Genomic DNA, 20,144 nt, shown 5'->3' with positions numbered 1-20,144 from the left:
CAGGCTCCTGTCCCAATCAGTGTCGGCTCCTCACTCTAACTCTCTGCCACCTCGGCAAACAAGCTGTTTGGACCCGTTGCGGTGATTCGTACATTAACAATGTCACCGATTTTCAAAGTCTTTGCATCAAGATTCACGGATTGCAGCCAGGGAGAGCGACCTATCAACTGTTCAGGCATGCGGCCGGGCTTTTCCAGCAACACATCCATGGTCTTTCCGACCAGCGATTCCGCAAATTCCTTCTGTTGCCGCAGCAACAGGGCCTGCAATCGTTCCAGCCGCTCGGCCTTCACCTCTTCCGCAACCTGATCCGTAAGATCGGCGCCCGGCGTACCGGGACGGGTGGAATATTTGAAGGAGAAGGCCTGCGCGTATTTCACCTGCTCGACCATCGCCATCGTGTCTTCGAAGTCGCGATCCGTCTCACCGGGGAAGCCGACAATAAAGTCCCCCGACATGGCGATATCAGGGCGGGCGGCGCGGATTTTTTCGATAAGCTGGATATATTCCTCGCCCGTATGGCGACGGTTCATGGCTTTCAGAATGTTATCCGATCCTGACTGCACCGGCAGATGCAGGTAGGGCATCAGGATACGCAGATCGCGATGGGCGCCGATCAGCCGATCATCCATGTCGCGCGGATGACTGGTGGTGTAGCGAAGCCGTGCAAGGCCCGGAATTTCCGCCAGCCGGTAAAGCAGCTCGGCAAGGCCCCATTTCTCGCCCTTGGCACCCTCGCCCTGCCAGGCGTTGACGTTCTGGCCAAGCAGCGTGATCTCGCGCACGCCGGCATCCACCAGTTTCATCGCCTCATCGACGATCTGACGCACGGGACGGGAGACTTCCGAGCCACGGGTATAGGGCACGACGCAGAAGGTACAGAACTTGTCGCAGCCTTCCTGCACGGTCAGAAAGGCGGTGACGCCGCGGGTGCGCAACGTCGCCTTTTCAGCTACCGGCAAATGTTCGAACTTGTCCTCGACCGCATATTCGGTCTCGATGACGCGTTCACCGCCGCGTACCCGCTTCAGAGCGTCCGGCAGGCGGTGGTAGGTCTGCGGGCCAATGACGACATCGACGGCAGGTGCACGGCGAAGGATTTCCTCGCCTTCCGCCTGCGCCACACAGCCGGCAACGCCGATCATGAATTCGCGGCCCTGCTCTTGCCGCGATTTTTTCATGTCGCGCAGACGGCCAAGCGCCGAATAGACCTTTTCAGCTGCCTTTTCGCGGATATGACAGGTGTTCAAGAGAACCAGATCCGCCTCACCCATATCCTCGGTCTGAACGTAACCATCCTTCGCCAGCGCATCGCTCATGCGGACGGAATCGTAGACGTTCATCTGACAGCCATAGGTCTTGATAAAGACCTTGCGGCTGTTAGAGCCTTCGCGGGCGATCATGTGTTGGGCGTCAAGGCCAAGCGTTTCCTGGGTCATGGCCGCTATTTAGTGTTTTTCCTAGCCAGATTAAACAAAAAAATCCCGGAAAGAGCGACGACACCGCTATTTCCGCCAGCCGCCGCGCAGGCTGAAGGCCAGCATGGAACGGATGGAAGCAGCGATATCGATCGAAAGTCGTTTGCGGTTATCCGTGCTGTGAAATGGAACGCTCTCGCCGAAGGTCACGTCCACATCAATGGCGCCGGCCTTGATGATGCCAAGCAGATGCGGCACCAGCGTTATGCTGCCCGGCCAGGCGGCAATGACGCGATGATAACGGCCCATGGCCATGCCATGCACCCGCGTATAGGCAATCGCAACCGGCTGCACATAAACCAGCTTGCCCGGCACCTGTTCAGCGGCGGTGGAGGCGGCACCGAACAACGAGGATTTCACCGCCAGCATTCGGTTCCCATCCGAAGTGGTGCCTTCGGGGAACAACACGACAATCTCGCCATCAGCCATGCGGCTGGCGATTTCGCTGACCTGCGCGCCGGTGCTGCGCTTCTGCTCACGCTGAACGAAGATGCTTTTCTGCAGCCGGGCGAGCCAGCCGAAAACCGGCCAGTCCCGTACTTCCGTCTTGGCGATGAACACCACGTCGGCAATGCTGCCGAGAACGAGAATATCCTTCCACGAGGCGTGGTTGACCGCCAGCATCAGCGGCTTTGCCCGCTCCACCTCTCCGTGAACATGCACACGAATGCCGAGAACATGGCAGGCGATGCGATGCCAGAGGCGCGGGATACGGCGGCGCAGCCGCCAGTCGAAGGCAAGGCCCAGCAGTTGCAGCGGCAGCAGGATGAGCGTGACGATCAGGAGAACGATCGCGATATAGGCTGTGCGCAGCCACATCATGAGTGAAACGCCCGCTTGTTCACCGGCGTCTCAGCGTTCGTCGGGCTTCAGCGGCACGCCGTAAAGCTCCAGCCGGTGATCCACCAGCTTGAAGCCATGCTCGCGGGCGATCTTTTCCTGAAGCGCTTCGATTTCCGGCGAATGAAACTCGATGACCACGCTGTTCTTCAGATCGATCAGATGATCGTGGTGCTCTTCAGGCACGGTCTCATAACGCGAACGGCCATCACGAAAATCGTGACGTTCGATGATACCGGCGTCTTCGAACAGCTTCACCGTTCTGTAGACGGTGGAAATCGAGATGCGCGGATCCACGGCGGAGGAACGGCGGTACAGTTCCTCGACATCGGGATGGTCGGCCGATTCCTGCAGGACACGGGCAATGACGCGGCGCTGGTCCGTCATCCGCATGCCGCGCTCGGCACAAAGCTCCTCCAGCGTTTTCGAAAGGTCTATCACGTCTTCTGGCCTTTTGAGTATTCCGGTTGAATTTTGCGGCTTTCGCCGAAAAAATGCCTGTCGCAGGGAACTAGCGAAGATCGCGGCGCATGACAAGCGCCGTCGACTTGGTTCCATCCCTGGAGGTGTAATAGGCCTTGCGCTCCGCAACCGTCTTGAAGCCGAGCTTTTTATAAAGCCCGAGAGCGGAGGTGTTGCTGTCGTCCACCTCGAGAAACATGGTTTCAGCGCCGCGCATCATCGCTTCGCGCACCGCCGACTGCATCAGGCGCCAGCCAAGACCGGTGCGTCCGAACTTGTCAGCCACGGCAACCGTCAGGATTTCCGCCTCGCCTGCAACTTCCCTTGCGAGCACGAACCCCCCGAGCGGCCTGCTGAAGAACGCGTTGGTCTGACGCGCGACGGCACCGAAAACCGAACCTTGCGTCAACAGCCCGGAAAACTCCCCGTCATTCCAGGCGCGCGGAAAACGCAGCGCATGCAGTTCCGCCACCGCGGCGCAATCCTCATGCTGCATCGGCACGATCTCGAAATAGGGTTTCCAGCTCAGATATTCGTCAAACATAATAGGAATCTGGCATCACAAGAATCGGGCATTACAGGAATCATTCACAGGCAATGCCCTATCAGGCAACGTCCTGGCGTGCCAGCGCAAAACCGGTTTGCGGACGGGCATCCGGACCGCGCAGATAAAGCGGCGCAGGTTTCGGTTGACCCGCCTGCTTGCGCGCCGCCGAGCGTGCAACCGAGGCAATCGGGAAATGGTCCGGCCCCGAGCCGATTTCCTCTCCTGCAAACAGCGGCGCGGCCGAACCAATCACGGCGCCGTCGAAACCGGAAAGAACGCCCCTGGCGTCATCCAGAGACAAAAGCATCGCCTCAGCGAGCGGCGATCCATCCGCCGCGAAAGTCTGGAGATAGGCTTCGTTGCGCTTGGCATCCAGCCCGACGGCCACGGGCCGGCCGGGATTTGTCAGAAGATGATGCAGCGCGAGCGTTTCAAGTGTGGTGACACCGACGGCCTCGACGCCTAGCGACAGGGCAAAGCCACGCGCGGCGGCAACACCGACACGGATGCCAGTGAAGGACCCCGGACCGATGGTCACAGCTATGCGCTCAACCTTCTGGAGCGGAAGCTGTGCCTGCTGCAGGGCGCCATCGATCACGGCCATCAGCCTTTCGGCATGACCCTTTCCGATCATTTCGCACACCTCGCCGAGCACCCTGTCGGAGGCGCTGTCATAGACGCAGGCGGAACAATCCACACCTGAGGTGTCGAGTGCGAGAACAATCATGTCGGGACCTGGCTTACGATGTCATACCGCTTCGACTTCGCGCACTTCCGGCACGAAATGGCGAAGCAGGTTCTGAACGCCGTGCTTCAGCGTGGCGGTGGAGGACGGGCAGCCGGAGCAGGCGCCCTTCATGTTCAGGAACACGGTGCCATCACGGAAACCGCGGAACGTGATGTCGCCGCCATCCTGTGCAACTGCGGGCCGCACGCGGGTTTCCAGCAGTTCCTTGATGGTGGCGACGATTGTCTCGTCACCCTCTTCGAAAAATTCGTCCTCTTCGTCCGATACTTCCGCCGCAATCGCCGTACCCATGATCGGGCGGCCGGACATGAAGTGTTCCATGATCGAACCGAGAATGGCGGGCTTCAGGTGCTGCCATTCCGCATCGTCTTTGGTGACGGTTATGAAATCGAAGCCGAAATACACGCCGGTGACGCCGGGAATCGTAAAGAGACGCTCTGCCAGCGGAGAAGCCTGCGCCTGCGAAGGATTGAGAAACTCAGCTGTCCCGCTTTCCAGCACCACCTTGCCGGGCAGAAACTTCAGCGTGGCGGGGTTGGGCGTGGCTTCCGTCTGAATGAACATCATCGTCTCCTTCGAGGTCGCGGTTCACGCCCCGTAATTTAGAATTCTTCCAAAATACGCCCGGCGAAGCTTCACTTCAAGCCCTGACATGATAATTACATTCAAGAAATCGTCAGCCCCTAAATCTTGTCCGAAACCCGGATCAGCAGAGCGCGTCGATTTCCTCGTCCGTCAGCGTATCCGGCAGGACAGTGACGGGAATGGGGAAGGCTGCCCCTCGCCCGGCGATGGAAGAAACGAGCGGCCCCGGCCCTTCCTTTGTCGATCCCGCCGCCAGCACAAGAATGGCGATATCGCGGTCTTCCTCGATCAGCCCGTGGATCTGCTCGGTGGCGCTGCCTTCGCGGATCACCGCTTCAGGCTCGATGCCGATTGTCTCACGCACCTTCTGAGCGATCTTGGCGAGGGTGGCTTCCGCCTCCTCGCGCGCCTCGGCCCGCATGATCTGCTCGACGCCCAGCCATTGCTGGAAATCGCCTTCCGGGATCATGTAGAGCAGCACCAGCCCGCCATTGGAATTCTTGGCGCGACGACCGGCATAATGCACGGCCCTTTCGCATTCCGGTGTGTCATCGATAACAGCGAGAAATTTGCGACGATGCCCTTCCAGACGCGACAGCCGTGTTGAAACCATTCCGCACTCCCTCAATCCGCCGTGATCCGAGAAACCGCCCGACGGTTCGGGCGGAGATTATATCAAATCACGGCAGGCGCAAACCGCCCGCCGCATCAGCGCGGCAGCGACCTCTCAGCGCAGGAAGCCGATGATGTCGCGCACCTCGTTCATCGTCTTTTCGGCAATGGCGCGCGCTCGTTCACCGCCCTCTTTGAGGATGGCGTCGATATGGGTCGGGTCATCGAGAAGGCGGCGCATCTCGTTATTGACCGGAGCGAGCACATTGACGGCAAGTTCGACGAGCGCCGGCTTGAAGGCCGAGAATTGCTGTCCGCCGAATTCCGCAAGAACGTCCGCCTTCGTCTTGTCGGAGAGAGCGGCATAGATACCGACGAGGTTTTCCGCCTCGGGGCGGCCCTTCAGACCTTCCACTTCGCTCGGCAGCGCGTCAGGATCGGTCTTCGCCTTCTTGATCTTCTTCGAAATCGCGTCGACGTCGTCCATCAGGTTGATGCGCGACAGGTCGGACGGGTCGGACTTCGACATCTTTTTGGTGCCGTCCTTCAGGGACATGACGCGCGGCGCCGGGCCGCCGATCAGCGGCTCCACCATCGGGAAATAGGCATGCACCGGCTCGTCGCCCACCTTGATATCGAGGCCAAGACCGGCGTTGCGGATATGGTCGCCGAAATCGATGTTGAATTTCTGGGCGATATCGCGGGCCAGTTCCAGATGCTGCTTCTGGTCATCACCAACGGGAACGTGGGTGGCGCGGTAAACGAGAATGTCGGCAGCCATCAGGCTCGGATAAGCAAGCAGACCGAGCGAGACCTGTTCGGCATTCTTGCCGGACTTGTCCTTGAACTGCGTCATGCGCTCCATCCAGCCGATGCGCGCCACGCAGTTGAACACCCATGCGAGTTCCGCATGCTGCGGCACTGCCGACTGGTTGAAGACGATGTGCTTTACGGGGTCGATGCCCGAGGCGATGAAGGCGGCCGCAATCGAGCGGGTCTGCGCCTTCAGGTCGGAATGAACGAGCTGGGCGGTGATGGCATGCATGTCGACGACGCAATAGATGCAGTCGTTATCTTCCTGCAAAGCCACGAACTTGCGGATAGCGCCGAGATAATTGCCGAGATGCAGATTGCCGGTCGGCTGGACGCCCGAGAAAACCAGCGGCTTGAATACGTTCATTGTCGTCCTCGAAAAGGCTTGTGGAGGGCCCCGCCCCATGGTTGGAATTGCACGCGCGCTTATGCACCCGCAGCCCCTCGCAATCAAGCGGTTTCAGGGCATGTCAGCCGCGCGGCTGAAGAAGATCCCAGCGATTTCCATAAGGATCGGCAAAGACCACGACGGAGCCGTAAACCTCGTGGCGCGGTTCCTCCAGAAAGCGCACGCCGCGGGCGAGCATGGTCTCATAGTCTCTTTGAAAATCGTCCGTATGCAGGAAAAACCCGACACGCCCGCCGGTCTGGTTGCCGATGGCAAACCGCTGCGGTTCGCCATCGGCCTGGGCAAGCAGAACAGCGCAGCCATCAGCGCCTTGCGGCTTCACAACCAACCATCTTTTGCCATCGCCGAGAGGCTGATCGGAAAGGCATTCGAACCCGAGAACCTCGCAATAAAACGCCTTCGCCCGGTCGTAATCATCCACGACAAGCGTGACGAGCGCCACGCGGCGGTTCTCAGCAAAGGACATCAGCCTGCCTCCGTCTCGACGTTCTTTTTGCCGCGTTTGCGGACGGCTCGCTTGACCATGCCGATATCGGCCCCACCCGAAACGAAGGCCAGCACGAAATAAACCAGCATGGCCGCGAAAACGAGAGCCATGATGGTGCCGGCCCGGACGAAAATCGACGAGGCCGAAGATAGCTCGAAACTCAGCCAGGTCAGCGCATAGTGGACGAAGCCCGCCATGAGGGCGGCAGCCAGGAGCAGTCGCGGAATGCGGGTGAGCAGCGGAATATCCACCTGCCAGTGGCCGCGCCACAAAAGCATGGCGAAAAGCAACGCGGCATTCACCCAGCCGGCGGTGATCTCGGCAATGGCGATGCCCGGACCGCCGAGACGCGGAAACAGCGTCAGCGCCAGGGAGACGTTCACCACCACGGAAATTGCCGCAAAAATCATCGGTGTGCGGGTGTCTTCGCGGGCGAAGAAGCCCGGAATGAAAGCCTTTATCAGCACGAAAGCCGGCAGGCCAAGACCATAGATGCCGAGGATCTGCGCAACCGTGATGGTGGCGGACGGCGAAAAATTGCCGCGCTCATAGAGAAAACGGACAATCGGTTCCGCCATGACGAGAAGGGCAGCGGCAGCGGGCAAGGTCAGGAACAGCACGAATTCGACCGAACGGTTCTGCAGGCTGCCCGCCTCGACCATATGGCCACCGCGCAGGGCGCGCGCCAGTTCCGGCAGAAGCACGGTGGCGACGGCGATACCGACCACGCCGAGCGGTAGCTGGTAAATCCGGTCCGCATAGGCAAGCGAGGAGATCACCCCTTCGCCGGCGGAGGCGATATTGGTGTTGATGAGCAGGTTGATCTGGGTGATGCCGCCGGTGATTGCCGCCGGCAGGGCAAGGACCAGAAGGCGCTGCACATTCTTGGTCAGCCGCGGCCTGCGGAAGCCGATGCGCATGCCGGCATTGCGCACGGCGATCCAGACGATGGCAAGCTGCACCAGACCCGCCACCATCACCCCCCAGGAGAGCGCATAACCGACCTGCAGGGGATCGTAATTCTTCCACCATGCCCAGGCGAGCACGCCGATGAGGATGATATTGAGGAAAACCGGAGCAATCGCGGCTGCGAAATAACGGTGCAGCGAATTCAGCATGCCGCCCATCATCGCCGCCAGCGACATGCAGGCGAGATAGGGAAACATGATGGTGGCGAGATGGACGGTGTTATCGAATTTCACCGGGTCTTCGAGGAAGCCCGGCGCAATCACGGTGCGCACGATGAACGGCATCGACAGTTCCATCAGAATTGTCAGGGCCAGAAGCACGGTGAACAGGACGCCGAAGACTTCCTCGGAAAAGCGCCTTGCGCCCTCCATGCCGTTCGCCTCAATTTCCTTGGCGAAGAGAGGCACGAAAGCCGAGTTGAACGCGCCTTCGGCAAAAAGTCGCCGGAAGGTGTTCGGAAAACGGAAAGCGGCGTTGAAGGCATCGGCCACTGGGCCGGTGCCGACGGCGGCAGCCATCAGGGTTTCCCGGAGGAAGCCGAAAATGCGGCTGCCCAGCGTGGCGGTGCCGACGGTGGCGAACTTGCCGATCAGACTCATGGGCGCTTCAAGCCTTTGCCGTGCGCGCGGCCGGCAGTGCCGCCACGTCGGGATGGGCGATGATGCCGTTCGGCATGCGGTCGCGCAATTCGTCTTCCTGCTCGCTCATCACAGCCTTCAGGCGCGTGGCGATGCTGGCCTGCCGATTATCGTTCGTCACCTTTTGCCCGAAGAGATCAGTCACATAGAAGGTGTCGATGACCTTTTCGCCAAAGGTGGTGATGCGGGCGGAATGAATATCGAGCGACAGATCGGCGATGACAGCCGTCATATCCGCCAGCAGACCCGGCCGGTCGAGGCACTCGACTTCGATAACGGTGAACTTGTTCGACAGCCCGTTGGAAATGATGACCGAGGGCGGAATGATGAAGGCGCTTTTTTTCTTGCGGCTCTTGGTGCGCGTCGCGATCATTTCCGGCAGGCGTTGTTTGCCGGATAGAACCTCCTCGATGAGCTTGCCGACATTGTTGCCGCGCCGCGTCTCATCCTCGTCGATCGGGAATTCGCGATTGATGAGGATCGTATCGAGCGCCCGTCCATCCGATGTGGTGAAGATTTGCGCATCGGCAATGTTGGCGCCGGCCGCAGCGCAGGCACCGGTGATGATCGACAAAAGGCGCGGATGGTCGGGCGCCAGCACGGTGATTTCGGTGATGGCGTGGAAGGAATGCGTGCGCACCATGGTCGACAGCGCCTTTTCCTGCTTGTCGGCCTCACGGATGAAGCGGGTGTGGCGCACCTGGTCTTCCAGCGCCACCGTCAGCAGATAGGGCTCGTAATGCAGCTTGGTATATTTGCGCCGCGCCTTCTGGCCCCAGTCATCGAGGGCGTCGTATAGCGCCTGCCGAGCGATCTGCGCGCGTTCCTTGCGAGAGACTTCCGAGAAGCCGCCGGAGAGAAGCAGTTCGGTTTCATAATACAGCGAGCGAAGCAATTGCCCCTTCCAGCCGTTCCAGACGCCCGGGCCGACCGCGCGGATATCGCAGACCGTCAGGATGAGCAGCATCTTCAGCCGCTCCATCGATTGCACCTTGTCGGCAAAATCGGTGATGGTCTTGCGGTCGTGCAGGTCGCGTGTCTGGGCGACCATGGACATCAGGAGATGCTGCTCAATGAGCCAGACGACGGTTTCGGTCTGCTTGCCGGTGAGGCGGAAACGCTGGCAGAGCTTGCGGGCCACGCGCGCGCCGGCAATCGAGTGGTCCTCCTGCCGGCCCTTTGCCACATCGTGCAGCAGCACGGCGACATAAAGCGCCTCGCGTTCCTCAACGCCCGGCATCAGCTGGTTGGCAAGCGGATGGGCATCCACAGCCGTCCCCTTGTCCACCTCCGACAATACGCCGACCGAGCGGATCAGGTGCTCGTCCACGGTATAGTGATGATACATGTTGAACTGCATCATCGCGACGATCTTGCCAAATTCCGGAATGAATTTGCCGAGAACGCCTGCCTCATTCATGCGCCGGAGCGTCAATGCGGGATCGCGCCGCGAGGTGAGGATCGAAAGAAACAGCCGGTTCGCCTCCTCGTTTTCCCGCAGCTCTTCATTGATGAGCGACAGCGAGCGCGTGACGACACGCAAAGCATCCGGATGAAGTTCGAGGTTGTTGATATCGGCAATATGGAAAAGCCGGATGAGGTTGACCGGGTCGTTCTTGAAGACGTCAGGCTTGGCCAGCGCGATGCGCCCCCGGTCCTCGACAAACTCCACCGACCCCGGAATCTTGCGGACGCGGTGGGCGAAGCGGCTGAGAACGCCCGAAAGACCCGGCACATCCTTCGCCTGCCGGTCCTCCAGTGCAGCGCAGACGATGCGCGTCAGGTCACCCACATCCTTTGCCACGAGGAAATAGTGCTTCATGAAGCGTTCGACGGCGGAAAGGCCGGGGCGCGGCTGGTAGTTCAGCGCATCGGCGATCTCACGCTGAATATCGAAGGAAAGGCGCTCTTCCGCTTTATTGGTGATGAAATGCATCTGGCAGCGGACGGCCCAGAGAAAATCATCGGCCTTTTCGAACAGCTTGAGTTCGGACTTTGACAGGACGCCGAGTTTGACGAGATCGGCGGTATCGCGGACGTGGTAATAATATTTGGCGATCCAGAACAGCGTATGCAGGTCGCGCAACCCGCCCTTGCCTTCCTTGACGTTCGGTTCCACCAGATAGCGCGTATCGCCCGCCTTGCGGTGACGCTGGTCACGCTCGGCAAGCTTGGCGGCGATGAATTCCGGGCCGGTGCCGGTGACGACTTCCGCCTCGAAGCGCTTTTCCAGATCGTCGGTCAGGGATTTCTTACCGCAGATCGCCCGCACTTCCAGAATGGCGGTTCGGATGGTCATATCGGATTTGGACAGGCGGATGCACTCATCCACTGTGCGGGTGGCATGGCCGACCTTGAAGCCGAGATCCCAAAGGAGATAGAGCACGAACTCGACAGCCTTGTGCATGTCGGGCGTGTTCTTGGCCGGCAGCAGAAACAGCAGGTCGATATCCGATCCCGGCGCCAGCGTGCCGCGGCCGTAACCGCCGACTGCCGCCACCGCGATCTGCGGGGCATCCTTTGGATAGGCATATTGGCAGGCAAGATCATAAAGCGTCTCGATCAGACGGTCCTGAAGCCAGGAAATGCGGCGGGCGCAATCAATGCCGCTGCCATCGGCTTTCAGCAGTTCGCGGACCTTTTCCCGGCCTTCGGTGCTGGCCTTGCGAAACAGCGGCAGCAGATCGGACCTGACATCGGCGATGCGCTTGCCATCTTCCTTGAAGATGATGTCACAGTCGCGCTTCAGCGCCGAGACATCGAGAATTTCGGAAAAATCCAGGTCCTTGATGGCCATCTATGCCGGTATCCATGTCCTGTGGGAAATCCCACCGCTTGCGATGGGAGTGTCCTATAGCGAGTTTTAAAGGCGATGGACAGGCAGTCTCCGCATCGAACCGAAAAGTGTCAGCGGTTTTCGGAAAATTCGATGCGCAAGAAAGTTCAAGCCTTGCCAAGTTCTTTCTTTAACGCATAGAGCGCGTCCAATGCCTCACGTGGCGTCATTTCGTCGGGATTGATCCCCTTCAATGATTCTTCAACTTTCGATGGTCCGGCCTTGCGAGTTTCCTCGCGGCGAACCGCGATCTGGAACAGCGGCAGATCATCGATCAGCTGGCTGGCCGGGTTCTTGCGGTCGGCATCTTCCAGTTTCGTCAGCACTTCGCGCGCACGCTCCACCACCGATGCCGGGAGGCCCGCAAGCCGCGCCACCTGAATACCGTAGGAGCGATCCGCTGCACCTGGTCCGACTTCGTGCAGGAAGATAACGTCGCCCTCCCACTCCTTCACCCGCATCGTGGCATTGGAGAGGCGGCCGAGTTTTTCCGACAGCACCGTCAGCTCGTGAAAATGGGTGGCGAAGAGGCCACGGCAGCGATTGACCTCGTGCAGATGCTCCACCGCCGCCCAGGCGATCGAAAGACCGTCAAAGGTTGCAGTACCCCGGCCGATCTCGTCCAGAATGACCAACGAACGGTCCGTTGCCTGATTGAGGATGGCAGCGGTTTCCACCATTTCCACCATGAAGGTCGAGCGGCCGCGCGCCAGATCGTCGGAAGCGCCGACGCGAGAAAACAGCCGGTCGACGATGCCGATATGAGCAGCTTCCGCCGGAACGAACGAGCCGATCTGCGCCAGAATGGCGATCAAAGCATTCTGGCGCAGGAAAGTCGATTTACCGCCCATGTTGGGGCCGGTGAGCAGCCAGATCGCACCGTTCTTGCCACCATTGACGGCCGAAAGGTCACAATTATTGGCGATGAAGGGTCCAGCAGACTGCCGTCGCAACGCCTGCTCCACCACCGGATGCCGCCCGCCCTTGATCGCAAAGGTCATGGAAGCATCGACGATCGGGCGGCAATAGGCTTGTTCGGTAGCCAGATACGCAAGGCTTGAGGCAACGTCGATGACAGCGAGTGCGAAAGCACCGGCCTTGATCGCTTCCGCCTGCTGCACCACGGCCTCGACCATGCGGGCGAAGGCTTCCAGCTCCATTGTCAGAGCCTGCGCTGCGGCATTGGCGATGCGGCTTTCCAGATCGGCAAGCTCGGTGGTGGTGAAACGCATGGCGCCAGCCATGGTCTGGCGATGGATGAAGCGCGCCTTAGCCTCATCCGTCGCCATCATCACATCCGCATTGCCCGCCGTCACCTCGATGAAATAACCGAGAACGTTATTGTGCTTTATCTTGAGTGACTTGATGCCGGTCTCATCGGCATATTTCAGCTGCAGACCGGCGATCACCCGGCGCGACTGGTCGCGCAGCGCCCGCACCTCATCGAGTTCGGGATTGGCGCCGTCACGCAGGAAACCACCGTCGCGTTTCAGAAGCGGCAGATCATCGGCAAGCATCGAGCCGAGCATGGCTTCCAGCCCGCCCGGCAAGGCTTTCAGATCCTTGAGAGCCGTCGCCAGTTCATCCGGCAGCAACCCGCCATCGAGAATAGTCGCGATTTTTTCAGCCGAAGCCAGCCCCTGCCTGATAGCGCCGAGATCGCGCGGGCCGCCGCGCTCCAGCGCAAGGCGGGATAGTGCGCGCGGCATATCCGCGACATGTTTCAGGGCATCGCGCAGGTCATCGCAGAGAGAGACGTCATCGATGAGATAAGCCACCGCATCAAGGCGGGCATTGATCTTGTCCGGGTCAGTGAGCGGCGACATCAGCCGCTCGGCCAGCATCCGTGCGCCGCCGCCCGTGACCGTGCGGTTCAAGGCATGCAGCAGCGATCCGTCCCTTTCGCCTGATAGCGTCTTCACCAGTTCCAGATTGGCGCGGGTGGCGGGATCGATGAAAAGGGTGGAGGCCGCACTTTCACGTTCCGGCGCCCCCAGCGGCGGACGCTCGGCGATCTGGGTCTTTTCGACATAGGCGACGGCCGCGGCCGCCGCAGCCATTTCCACCCGCGAAAAGGTGCCGAAACCATCGAGCGTCGAGACGTTGAAGTAACGGGCGATGCGCCCTTCCGCCGTGGCGCTGTCGAAGAGGATTGCGGGCTGCGGCACAGCCACGCGGCCAAGCACATCGAAGACCGGCCGCAGTTCCTCGTCATGGAACAGGCTGTCGGCAACGATCAGCTCGCGCGGGTCGATACGCCAGATATCGGCGAGAAGCCGCGTCAGCGTGGTTTCCGCCAGACGGAAGACGCCGGTGGAAATATCGATCCACGCCAGCGCAAACTGCGCCTCGGCACTGCCGCGAATACGGGCAAGCGCCATCAGATAGTTGGATTCCGTCGGCGACAGCAGCTTTTCTTCGGTCAGCGTGCCGGGCGTGACAAGCCGCACCACATCACGCCGAACCACCGATTTCGATCCGCGTTTCTTCGCTTCCGCCGGATCTTCCACCTGCTCGCAGACGGCGACACGATAACCGCGCAGGATGAGTTTCTGGAGATAATCATCCGCCGCATGCACGGGAACGCCGCACATGGGAATATCGTATCCCATATGCTGGCCGCGTTTCGTCAGCGTGATGCCCAGAGAACGGGAGGCTTCGACCGCATCGTCAAAGAACAATTCGTAAAAATCGCCCATGCGGTAAAACAGCAGCGAACCCGGATTGTTCGCCTTGATCTCGATATATTGTTCCATCATCGGAGTGGCCGAAGCGCGGCTCTCCTCCGTGATCAAGGAAGCGGTTGTCAGAACGTCCGTCAATGGCCTGCCGATGTCATATCGTGTTGCGGAAAACAAGCGCCGACACTAGCGGGAATGTCCGCCCCAAGACAACACGCGCGGGCCCGCTGCCCACAGGAACATCCGGCAAAAAGCCGGTCAGCCGTTGATGCGCTCGGCCTCGCCGCCGTAATAGCTGATATAGCGACCGGCAATGGACGTGACAGGCAGAACCACCAGGACGTCTGTCGTATTGAAGGCATGGTCCACCACCGCGCCGGCACCGAACATGGCGCCCAGACGCATATAACCCTTGATCAGCGGCGGCATGGCATTCAGCGCCTTGCGGGTATTCAACGCTTCCGCCGGCATCAGGTCCATCTCGCGGTAAAGCTCGGGAAGCGCAGAAGCCTCCCACTCGCCCTTTGCAACGCAATTATGATGCAGGAAGGAGAGCGCCAGCGCATGGGTTTCCGGCTGCACGCCGGGGAAGGAGGCGCAGCCGATCATGGCATCCATGCGATGTTTTACCGCATAGGCCCAATTACCCTGCCACAGAAGCTCGACCGTGCGCTTGGTGCGATATTCGGGCAGCACGCAGGAGCGGCCAAGCTCCATGAAACGTTTGCCCGGATGGCGCGCAACCAGCCCGGCAATGTCGAATTCGCTGGCGGAATAAAAACCATTATTGGCGAGCGCCGTTTCCTGGCGCAGCAGACGGTAGGTGCCGACGATCTGGTCCTCGCTGTCACCTTCGATCGCCTTGTCCAGTACGAGCAGGTGGTCGCAGACACTGTCCCAGGCGTCGATGTCGCGCTTGCGCCGCATCGCGTCCGCGGGAAGGCGCGCATTCATTTCCTCAACGAAAACCTTGTAACGCACGGATTGCGCGGCATCGATCTCGCGCTCATTTCTCGCGAGCCGGGTTTCCAATGTACCGATACGACCGAAAAGACCCTCATTACCCTGAGTCGACTCAGGACGTGGGGGAATGACAACATTGTTTTCACAAATGTCGTGATTGAAGATTTCGGCAACCATGGGGAATCGCTCCGCCACCAAAGAATTTTCCTGTCATAAATCACTAATTGACGACAGAATAGTGACAAAATGAAGCCAGCGCGAGTCTGTCAAGCTATTATGGGGAAAGGCGTTTCGCCTCCAGCATACGACGGATTTCCTCGACCAGCTGTCTTGGGTCGGTTGGCTTGGCCAAAACCTTGGCCGCACCGGCTTTTAGCAGGATTTCGGCCGTGTCGGCACGTGCATCGCCACTGAGCACGATGACGGGAATATTTCTCTCACCCTCCAACGTGCCGAGAAGTTCCGGCAGCACCTCAAGCCCCTCGCCACCCGGCATATTGAGATCCGAGATGATGAGGTGGGGCAAACGGGCAGCACCCGGCGCCAAAGACTGACGCAGCGCCTGAAAATCATCGACGGCACGAACGATATAGCCGCTCTTCTCCAGGACCGCCCGGATGATGCGCGCATTGACGGCATCATCCTCGGCCACGAGAATATCGACGCCACTTGCCCCTTCCTTCAGCCGAGATGAAAAGCCCACATCGGGGTGGTTGTCGTTCAGCGCGTCACGGCGCTCTATGCCGCGCAGGCGGCCACAGAGGACGTCGATCAGTGATTTTTCGCGCAGCGGCCGGATCAGCCAGGCGTCGAAGGAGACATGCATGGTCGAAGGCCGTTCCTCCGGGCTTACCAGCAGGGTGCGGCGAATATTCTGCTGCGGCCAATCTTTGAGGGCATCCCTGAACAGGAGTGAAACGCGCCGGTCGACGATAATATCGGTGAGATCGGCGCCGAGGTCAGCTGCCCCATCCTGCAGTCTTTGCAAATCTTCCGGCTGATGGACGAGAACACATTTACCGCCAAAGGCCTCTATTGCCTCCATCGTCACCGCTGCGGCCACACCCTTTGGCGCAATCAGCAGGACATTCGTGTGTTGCAGGCAGTGGCGCCGGCCCGGATCCGGCATTGCAGCAGGCGCGCCGCCCGGACGGAACGAAAGCGTGAAGATGCTGCCCCTGCCCCTGTGGCTCGAAACCGTGAGGCTGCCGCCGAATTCCCGCACGATGCGGGCGGAAATCGCAAGCCCGAGGCCCGTGCCGGCGCTTCGCTGCGACATCGGCCCTGCCTGCTCGAATTCACCGAAGATACGGGCCTGTTCTCTCTCGCTCATGCCCGGACCGGTATCCTCAACCGTCATCTGCAATTCGCCCTCGACCATGCGCGCCCGGATGACAACCCCACCCTCTCGAGTGAATTTGACGGCGTTTCCGAGAAGATTGAACAGAACCTGCCGCAGTCTTGCCGGGTCGAAATCGAGATAATCGGGCACGTCAGGGCTGACGAAGGAGGTGATTTCAATCCCTTTTTCGTGGGCGCGGTGCGCCAGCATCTCGACAATGCTCTCGATCAACCGCCGCAGGTTTTCCGCCCGAGGATTGAGCTTGAAGCGGCCCGCCTCCATGGTCGAATAATCCAGCAGATCCTCAACGAGCTGCACCAGCGACTGGCCGGACTGCTTCATGCCGTCAAGATAATTACGCTGCTCTTCGTTGATCTTCGTTTGTGACAGCAGATGATTCATACCGAGCATGCCGGAAAGCGGCAGACGGATTTCATGGCTTACCGTGGCAAGCAGCCTCGCCTTTTCCGCATCGGCCTTTTCGGCGCGTAAGCGGGCGTCTTCCCTTTCGGCAAGCGCAAGCCGCTCTTCCGTCACGTCTCTGGCGATGCTGCTGATGAGAAGACGGCTGCTGGCCAGATCGCGGGTTACCGCATCGTGCCAGGAGAAGATGCGCTGTCCGAAAGGGGTGGCGATCTCCACGTCATAGGCGTGAACCTTGTCGCCCGGACGGAAGGCAATGCCGATTTCCTCACAACTCAACCCTTCAGGGGCCGAGCATCCCGTCATTTCGCGAAAAATCCTGTTTGCTTCGACGATGCGCCGATCCAGATTGCGGATGACGACGATATCACCCATGGATTCCTGCATTTCGGCGATCAGCGAGCGGTTCTGCGTCTGCCGCAGACGAACATCCAAATCCTCGGCCAGCGCAACTTTACCTGGGGCAGTTTTGCCGAACAGCGCGTAGAAAAGGACACCGACGAGCACGACGCCAAAGAAGGATGCCAGGGCAACGGTGACCGCATAGGGCACTGCAAGCGCAATCAGCGCGGCGGAAAATGCACCGACCGACAACGAAATGGCAATGTACGAGGAAATCGGCCCTGAGCCGATCTCGTGCTCCGCGCCGGCATGCTGCCTTGTTGCGTCGACACGATCTCCCGGCTGCGCCGCTACAGGTGCCAGCCCAAGGCCGTCTGAAACTTTTTCCCGAAGTTTTGCCAGTTCGCTCATATCCAACCGCTACCACGGCAGCGGTTTTGATATGTTTGGTGGAAACCCTAAAATTTTACTTTTTAGCCGCCCGGGCGTGCAGAAATTCGTCAAGAATGACGCAGGCCGCACCAATGGTTATGAAACTGTCAGCCAGATTGAAAACGGCGAAGGACCATGTCTGCGTATGAAACAGGATGTAGTCGATGACGTGTCCATAGAGAAAACGGTCGAGAAGATTGCCGGCAGCACCCGCGATGATGAAGGCAAAGCCGAGATGGGCGAAGGTGCGGTCCGCTGCCGTCTTGCGCCATAGCCACAGCACGAAAACAACGATAACGAGCCGCATGCTGACGATGAACCAGCCCTGCATGTCCGACAGCATCGAAAATGCGACGCCGAGATTATAGGTGCGGTAAAGCGCCAGAAACGGAATGACTGGCACCATCTCCTGCAATGGCAGATAGGCTTCAACCAGTTGTTTGACGATCTGGTCCAGCACCAGCGCGGCGACGATCAGCGCGAAAGCCGGGCCGAATTTCGAAAACAGTGCCGCTTTGGCCATTACTTCACCGGTGCCAGTTCGAGGAGATGTCGCCGTGCTTCGAAAAGCATCACGGCGGTTGCGATGGCGAGATTGAGGCTGTCGGCACGGCCCTGCTGGGGGATGCGCGCCAATTGATCCGCCTTGCCAGCCAGTTCCGGCGGCAGGCCGGATTGCTCGTTACCCATCAAAAGCACGACCGGCTTGCCGGCATAGTCGATCTTTCGATAATCCACGGAACCCGAGAGATGGGTGGCGACGACGCTGACCTGCGCCGATTTCTTCCAGGACAGGAATTCTTCAACCGAGGCGCGGGCCACCGGCATGGCGAAAACCGAACCCATGGTGGCGCGAACTGTTTCCAGCGAGAAGGGATCGGTGCAGTCGCCGACCAGAATGACGCCCGAGGCGCCAGCCGCATCGGCGGTGCGGATGATGGTGCCGAGATTGCCGGGATCACGCACTCGGTCGAGCGCGATATAGGTCTCACCCTTTTCCGGGCGAATATCCCTGAGCGAGGCCCATTTCTGTTCGAAAATGCCGACGACCATCTGCGGATTGTCGCGGCGGGTGATCGAGGCGATGACCTTTTCGCTGACCTCGAGTACCAGACCACCGGACGCGACGGTCTTTACCGCGGCCTGCTCCACCAGCGGCTTGCCCTTGGCGGCCTTGGCATAAACCAGCGTCTTGATCGTCCAGCCCAGTTCGAGGGCATCGATGACCAGCTTCAGGCCTTCCGCCATGAAGGTACCGGTCTCTTCCCTGCCCTTTTTTTGGGTGAGCGCCTTGATATCCTTGATGATGGGATTGGCAAGACTGGTCACTTCCTTGACCTGGCCAACCCGGCGCGTCGTGTTTTCGCGCATATCCTTCATCATTTCGGCTCCCAGCGACTGAACAGCGATGTGGAAAGCACCCGGCCCGGCGTCTTGCCGTCAAGCCCTGCCTCACGAATGACGAGTTCCCCTGACGCGACGACGCCACCGGCGCCGCGCATGGTCTCGCGCATCAACTCGTGCATCGAATAAAAACTGGCCCTGATGGAATAGGCCGTCAGCACCAGGCCGAGCGCCTTGGGTGAGAGGATTTCCCGGCAGATATCCAGCATCAGCGGCAGATGGTCGAACAATTGCCAGACCTCGCCATGGGTGCCGCGGCCGAATTTCGGCGGGTCGGTAAGAATGATGTCATAGGTGCTGCCGCGACGCTCCTCACGCTGGATGAACTTCATCGCATCTTCGCAAATCCAGCGGATCGGCGCCTGTTCAAGCCCGGCAAGCGCCTGATTTTCCTTGGCCCAGCCAATCGCTTTCTTGGAGGCATCGACATGGGTGACTTCAGCCCCCGCAGAGGCCGCAACCAGCGAGGCGACGCCGGTGTAACCGAACAGGTTCAGCACTTTCAGCGGCCGGTCAGCCGTCTCGACGGCATGTTTCAGCCATTCCCAATGGACGATCTGTTCCGGGAAGACGCCGACGTGACGGAAGGCGGTGAAACGGCCCAGAAATTCAACGCCGAGCAGGGACAAGGGCCAGGTTTCGCCGAGCGCCGTCTTCGGAAAGCGCCAACGGCCCATGCCGTCCTCATCCGTATCGCCGCTGAAAATGGCGTCGGCATTCTGCCACACCCGGTCAGGAACCGACGGTTGCCACAAGGCCTGCGCCTCGGGACGGACGACGCGGTAGTCGCCATATTGTTCGAGCTTCAGGCCATTGCCGCTGTCGATCAGGTGAAAATCGCCCGCACCGCTCGATTCCAGAATGACCGGAACCCGTTCTGCGGGACGTTCACCGGTGCGCTGCTTGAGCGGCCGTGCAGGTGCCTGCTCAATCGCCGGTGCAGCAGCAACCTTTTCCTTCGGTTCAGGTTTCGGCACGCTGCTAACCGCGTCGGGTTCGCGCTTTTTCGGTGCTGCTTCCGCGCGTCGCGCCGGCCTTGCGGCATGAACCTGTTTTTTCTCGCTCCCGGCCCGTGCACGATTGCCCGGCCGGCTGTCTTTTTTCTTCAATGGAAATCTTTCCGCTTCTGCCCG

The 20,144-nt window shown here is 59.9% G+C and carries 17 protein-coding genes; all 17 read right to left on the bottom strand.

Annotation, left to right across the window (positions count from 1 at the left end):
* Positions 1-35: 35 nt before the first annotated feature.
* Positions 36-1,439: a tRNA (N6-isopentenyl adenosine(37)-C2)-methylthiotransferase MiaB gene (gene miaB, locus CFBP6623_RS00160; protein WP_046799343.1), complete on the bottom strand. Its 1,404-nt coding sequence runs from the start codon at positions 1,437-1,439 to the stop codon at positions 36-38.
* A 66-nt stretch (positions 1,440-1,505) separates the two neighbouring features.
* On the bottom strand, positions 1,506-2,300 hold the full coding sequence (locus CFBP6623_RS00155) for a lysophospholipid acyltransferase family protein (RefSeq protein WP_046799342.1): 795 nt from the start codon (positions 2,298-2,300) through the stop codon (positions 1,506-1,508).
* 30 nt (positions 2,301-2,330) lie between these two features.
* Positions 2,331-2,759, bottom strand: a complete 429-nt coding sequence (locus CFBP6623_RS00150; protein ID WP_046799341.1) for a Fur family transcriptional regulator — start codon at positions 2,757-2,759, stop codon at positions 2,331-2,333.
* 70 nt (positions 2,760-2,829) lie between these two features.
* Positions 2,830-3,324, bottom strand: coding sequence for a GNAT family N-acetyltransferase (locus CFBP6623_RS00145; RefSeq protein WP_046799340.1), 495 nt, complete (start codon positions 3,322-3,324; stop codon positions 2,830-2,832).
* Positions 3,325-3,385: 61 nt separating this feature from the next.
* Entirely contained in the window at positions 3,386-4,054 is a 669-nt protein-coding gene (gene tsaB / locus CFBP6623_RS00140) for a tRNA (adenosine(37)-N6)-threonylcarbamoyltransferase complex dimerization subunit type 1 TsaB (protein ID WP_046799339.1), read from the bottom strand.
* 21 nt (positions 4,055-4,075) lie between these two features.
* On the bottom strand, positions 4,076-4,639 hold the full coding sequence (locus CFBP6623_RS00135) for a NifU family protein (protein ID WP_052820288.1): 564 nt from the start codon (positions 4,637-4,639) through the stop codon (positions 4,076-4,078).
* Between the two features lie 142 nt (positions 4,640-4,781).
* Entirely contained in the window at positions 4,782-5,273 is a 492-nt protein-coding gene (locus CFBP6623_RS00130) for a universal stress protein (RefSeq protein WP_046799337.1), read from the bottom strand.
* Between the two features lie 114 nt (positions 5,274-5,387).
* A complete protein-coding gene (gene trpS / locus CFBP6623_RS00125) occupies positions 5,388-6,452 on the bottom strand; it encodes a tryptophan--tRNA ligase (RefSeq protein ID WP_046799336.1) in 1,065 nt (354 codons plus the stop codon).
* 103 nt (positions 6,453-6,555) lie between these two features.
* On the bottom strand, positions 6,556-6,960 hold the full coding sequence (locus tag CFBP6623_RS00120; protein WP_046799335.1) for a VOC family protein: 405 nt from the start codon (positions 6,958-6,960) through the stop codon (positions 6,556-6,558).
* Positions 6,960-8,549 (bottom strand): murein biosynthesis integral membrane protein MurJ, encoded by a 1,590-nt coding sequence (gene murJ / locus CFBP6623_RS00115; RefSeq protein WP_046799334.1) that lies wholly within the window; start codon positions 8,547-8,549, stop codon positions 6,960-6,962. Before murJ ends, CFBP6623_RS00120 begins: the two co-directional genes overlap by 1 nt.
* 7 nt (positions 8,550-8,556) lie before the next feature.
* Positions 8,557-11,385 (bottom strand): [protein-PII] uridylyltransferase, encoded by a 2,829-nt coding sequence (locus CFBP6623_RS00110; RefSeq protein ID WP_052820290.1) that lies wholly within the window; start codon positions 11,383-11,385, stop codon positions 8,557-8,559.
* Positions 11,386-11,531: 146 nt separating this feature from the next.
* On the bottom strand, positions 11,532-14,183 hold the full coding sequence (gene mutS / locus CFBP6623_RS00105; RefSeq protein WP_080842375.1) for a DNA mismatch repair protein MutS: 2,652 nt from the start codon (positions 14,181-14,183) through the stop codon (positions 11,532-11,534).
* 180 nt (positions 14,184-14,363) lie between these two features.
* The gene (locus CFBP6623_RS00100) at positions 14,364-15,245 is read right to left on the bottom strand and encodes a GNAT family N-acetyltransferase (RefSeq protein ID WP_046799331.1); all 882 of its coding nucleotides are present in this window, start codon (positions 15,243-15,245) and stop codon (positions 14,364-14,366) included.
* Between the two features lie 97 nt (positions 15,246-15,342).
* Positions 15,343-17,586: a hybrid sensor histidine kinase/response regulator gene (locus CFBP6623_RS00095; RefSeq protein WP_046799330.1), complete on the bottom strand. Its 2,244-nt coding sequence runs from the start codon at positions 17,584-17,586 to the stop codon at positions 15,343-15,345.
* Between the two features lie 55 nt (positions 17,587-17,641).
* A complete protein-coding gene (gene lspA / locus CFBP6623_RS00090) occupies positions 17,642-18,130 on the bottom strand; it encodes a signal peptidase II (RefSeq protein ID WP_046799329.1) in 489 nt (162 codons plus the stop codon).
* Entirely contained in the window at positions 18,130-18,990 is an 861-nt protein-coding gene (locus CFBP6623_RS00085) for a TrmH family RNA methyltransferase (protein WP_046799328.1), read from the bottom strand. Before CFBP6623_RS00085 ends, lspA begins: the two co-directional genes overlap by 1 nt.
* Positions 18,987-20,120 carry a class I SAM-dependent rRNA methyltransferase gene (locus CFBP6623_RS00080; protein ID WP_046799327.1) on the bottom strand — a complete coding sequence of 378 codons (1,134 nt, stop codon included), beginning with the start codon at positions 20,118-20,120 and terminating at the stop codon, positions 18,987-18,989. Before CFBP6623_RS00080 ends, CFBP6623_RS00085 begins: the two co-directional genes overlap by 4 nt.
* Between the last annotated feature and the right edge of the window lie 24 nt (positions 20,121-20,144).

Origin of the sequence: Agrobacterium tumefaciens, from assembly GCF_005221385.1 — a bacterium.
Taxonomy (GTDB): Bacteria; Pseudomonadota; Alphaproteobacteria; order Rhizobiales; family Rhizobiaceae; genus Agrobacterium; species Agrobacterium tomkonis.
The sequence above is the reverse complement of the archived record's forward strand: the minus strand, read 5'-3'. Positions and strand labels throughout refer to the sequence as shown.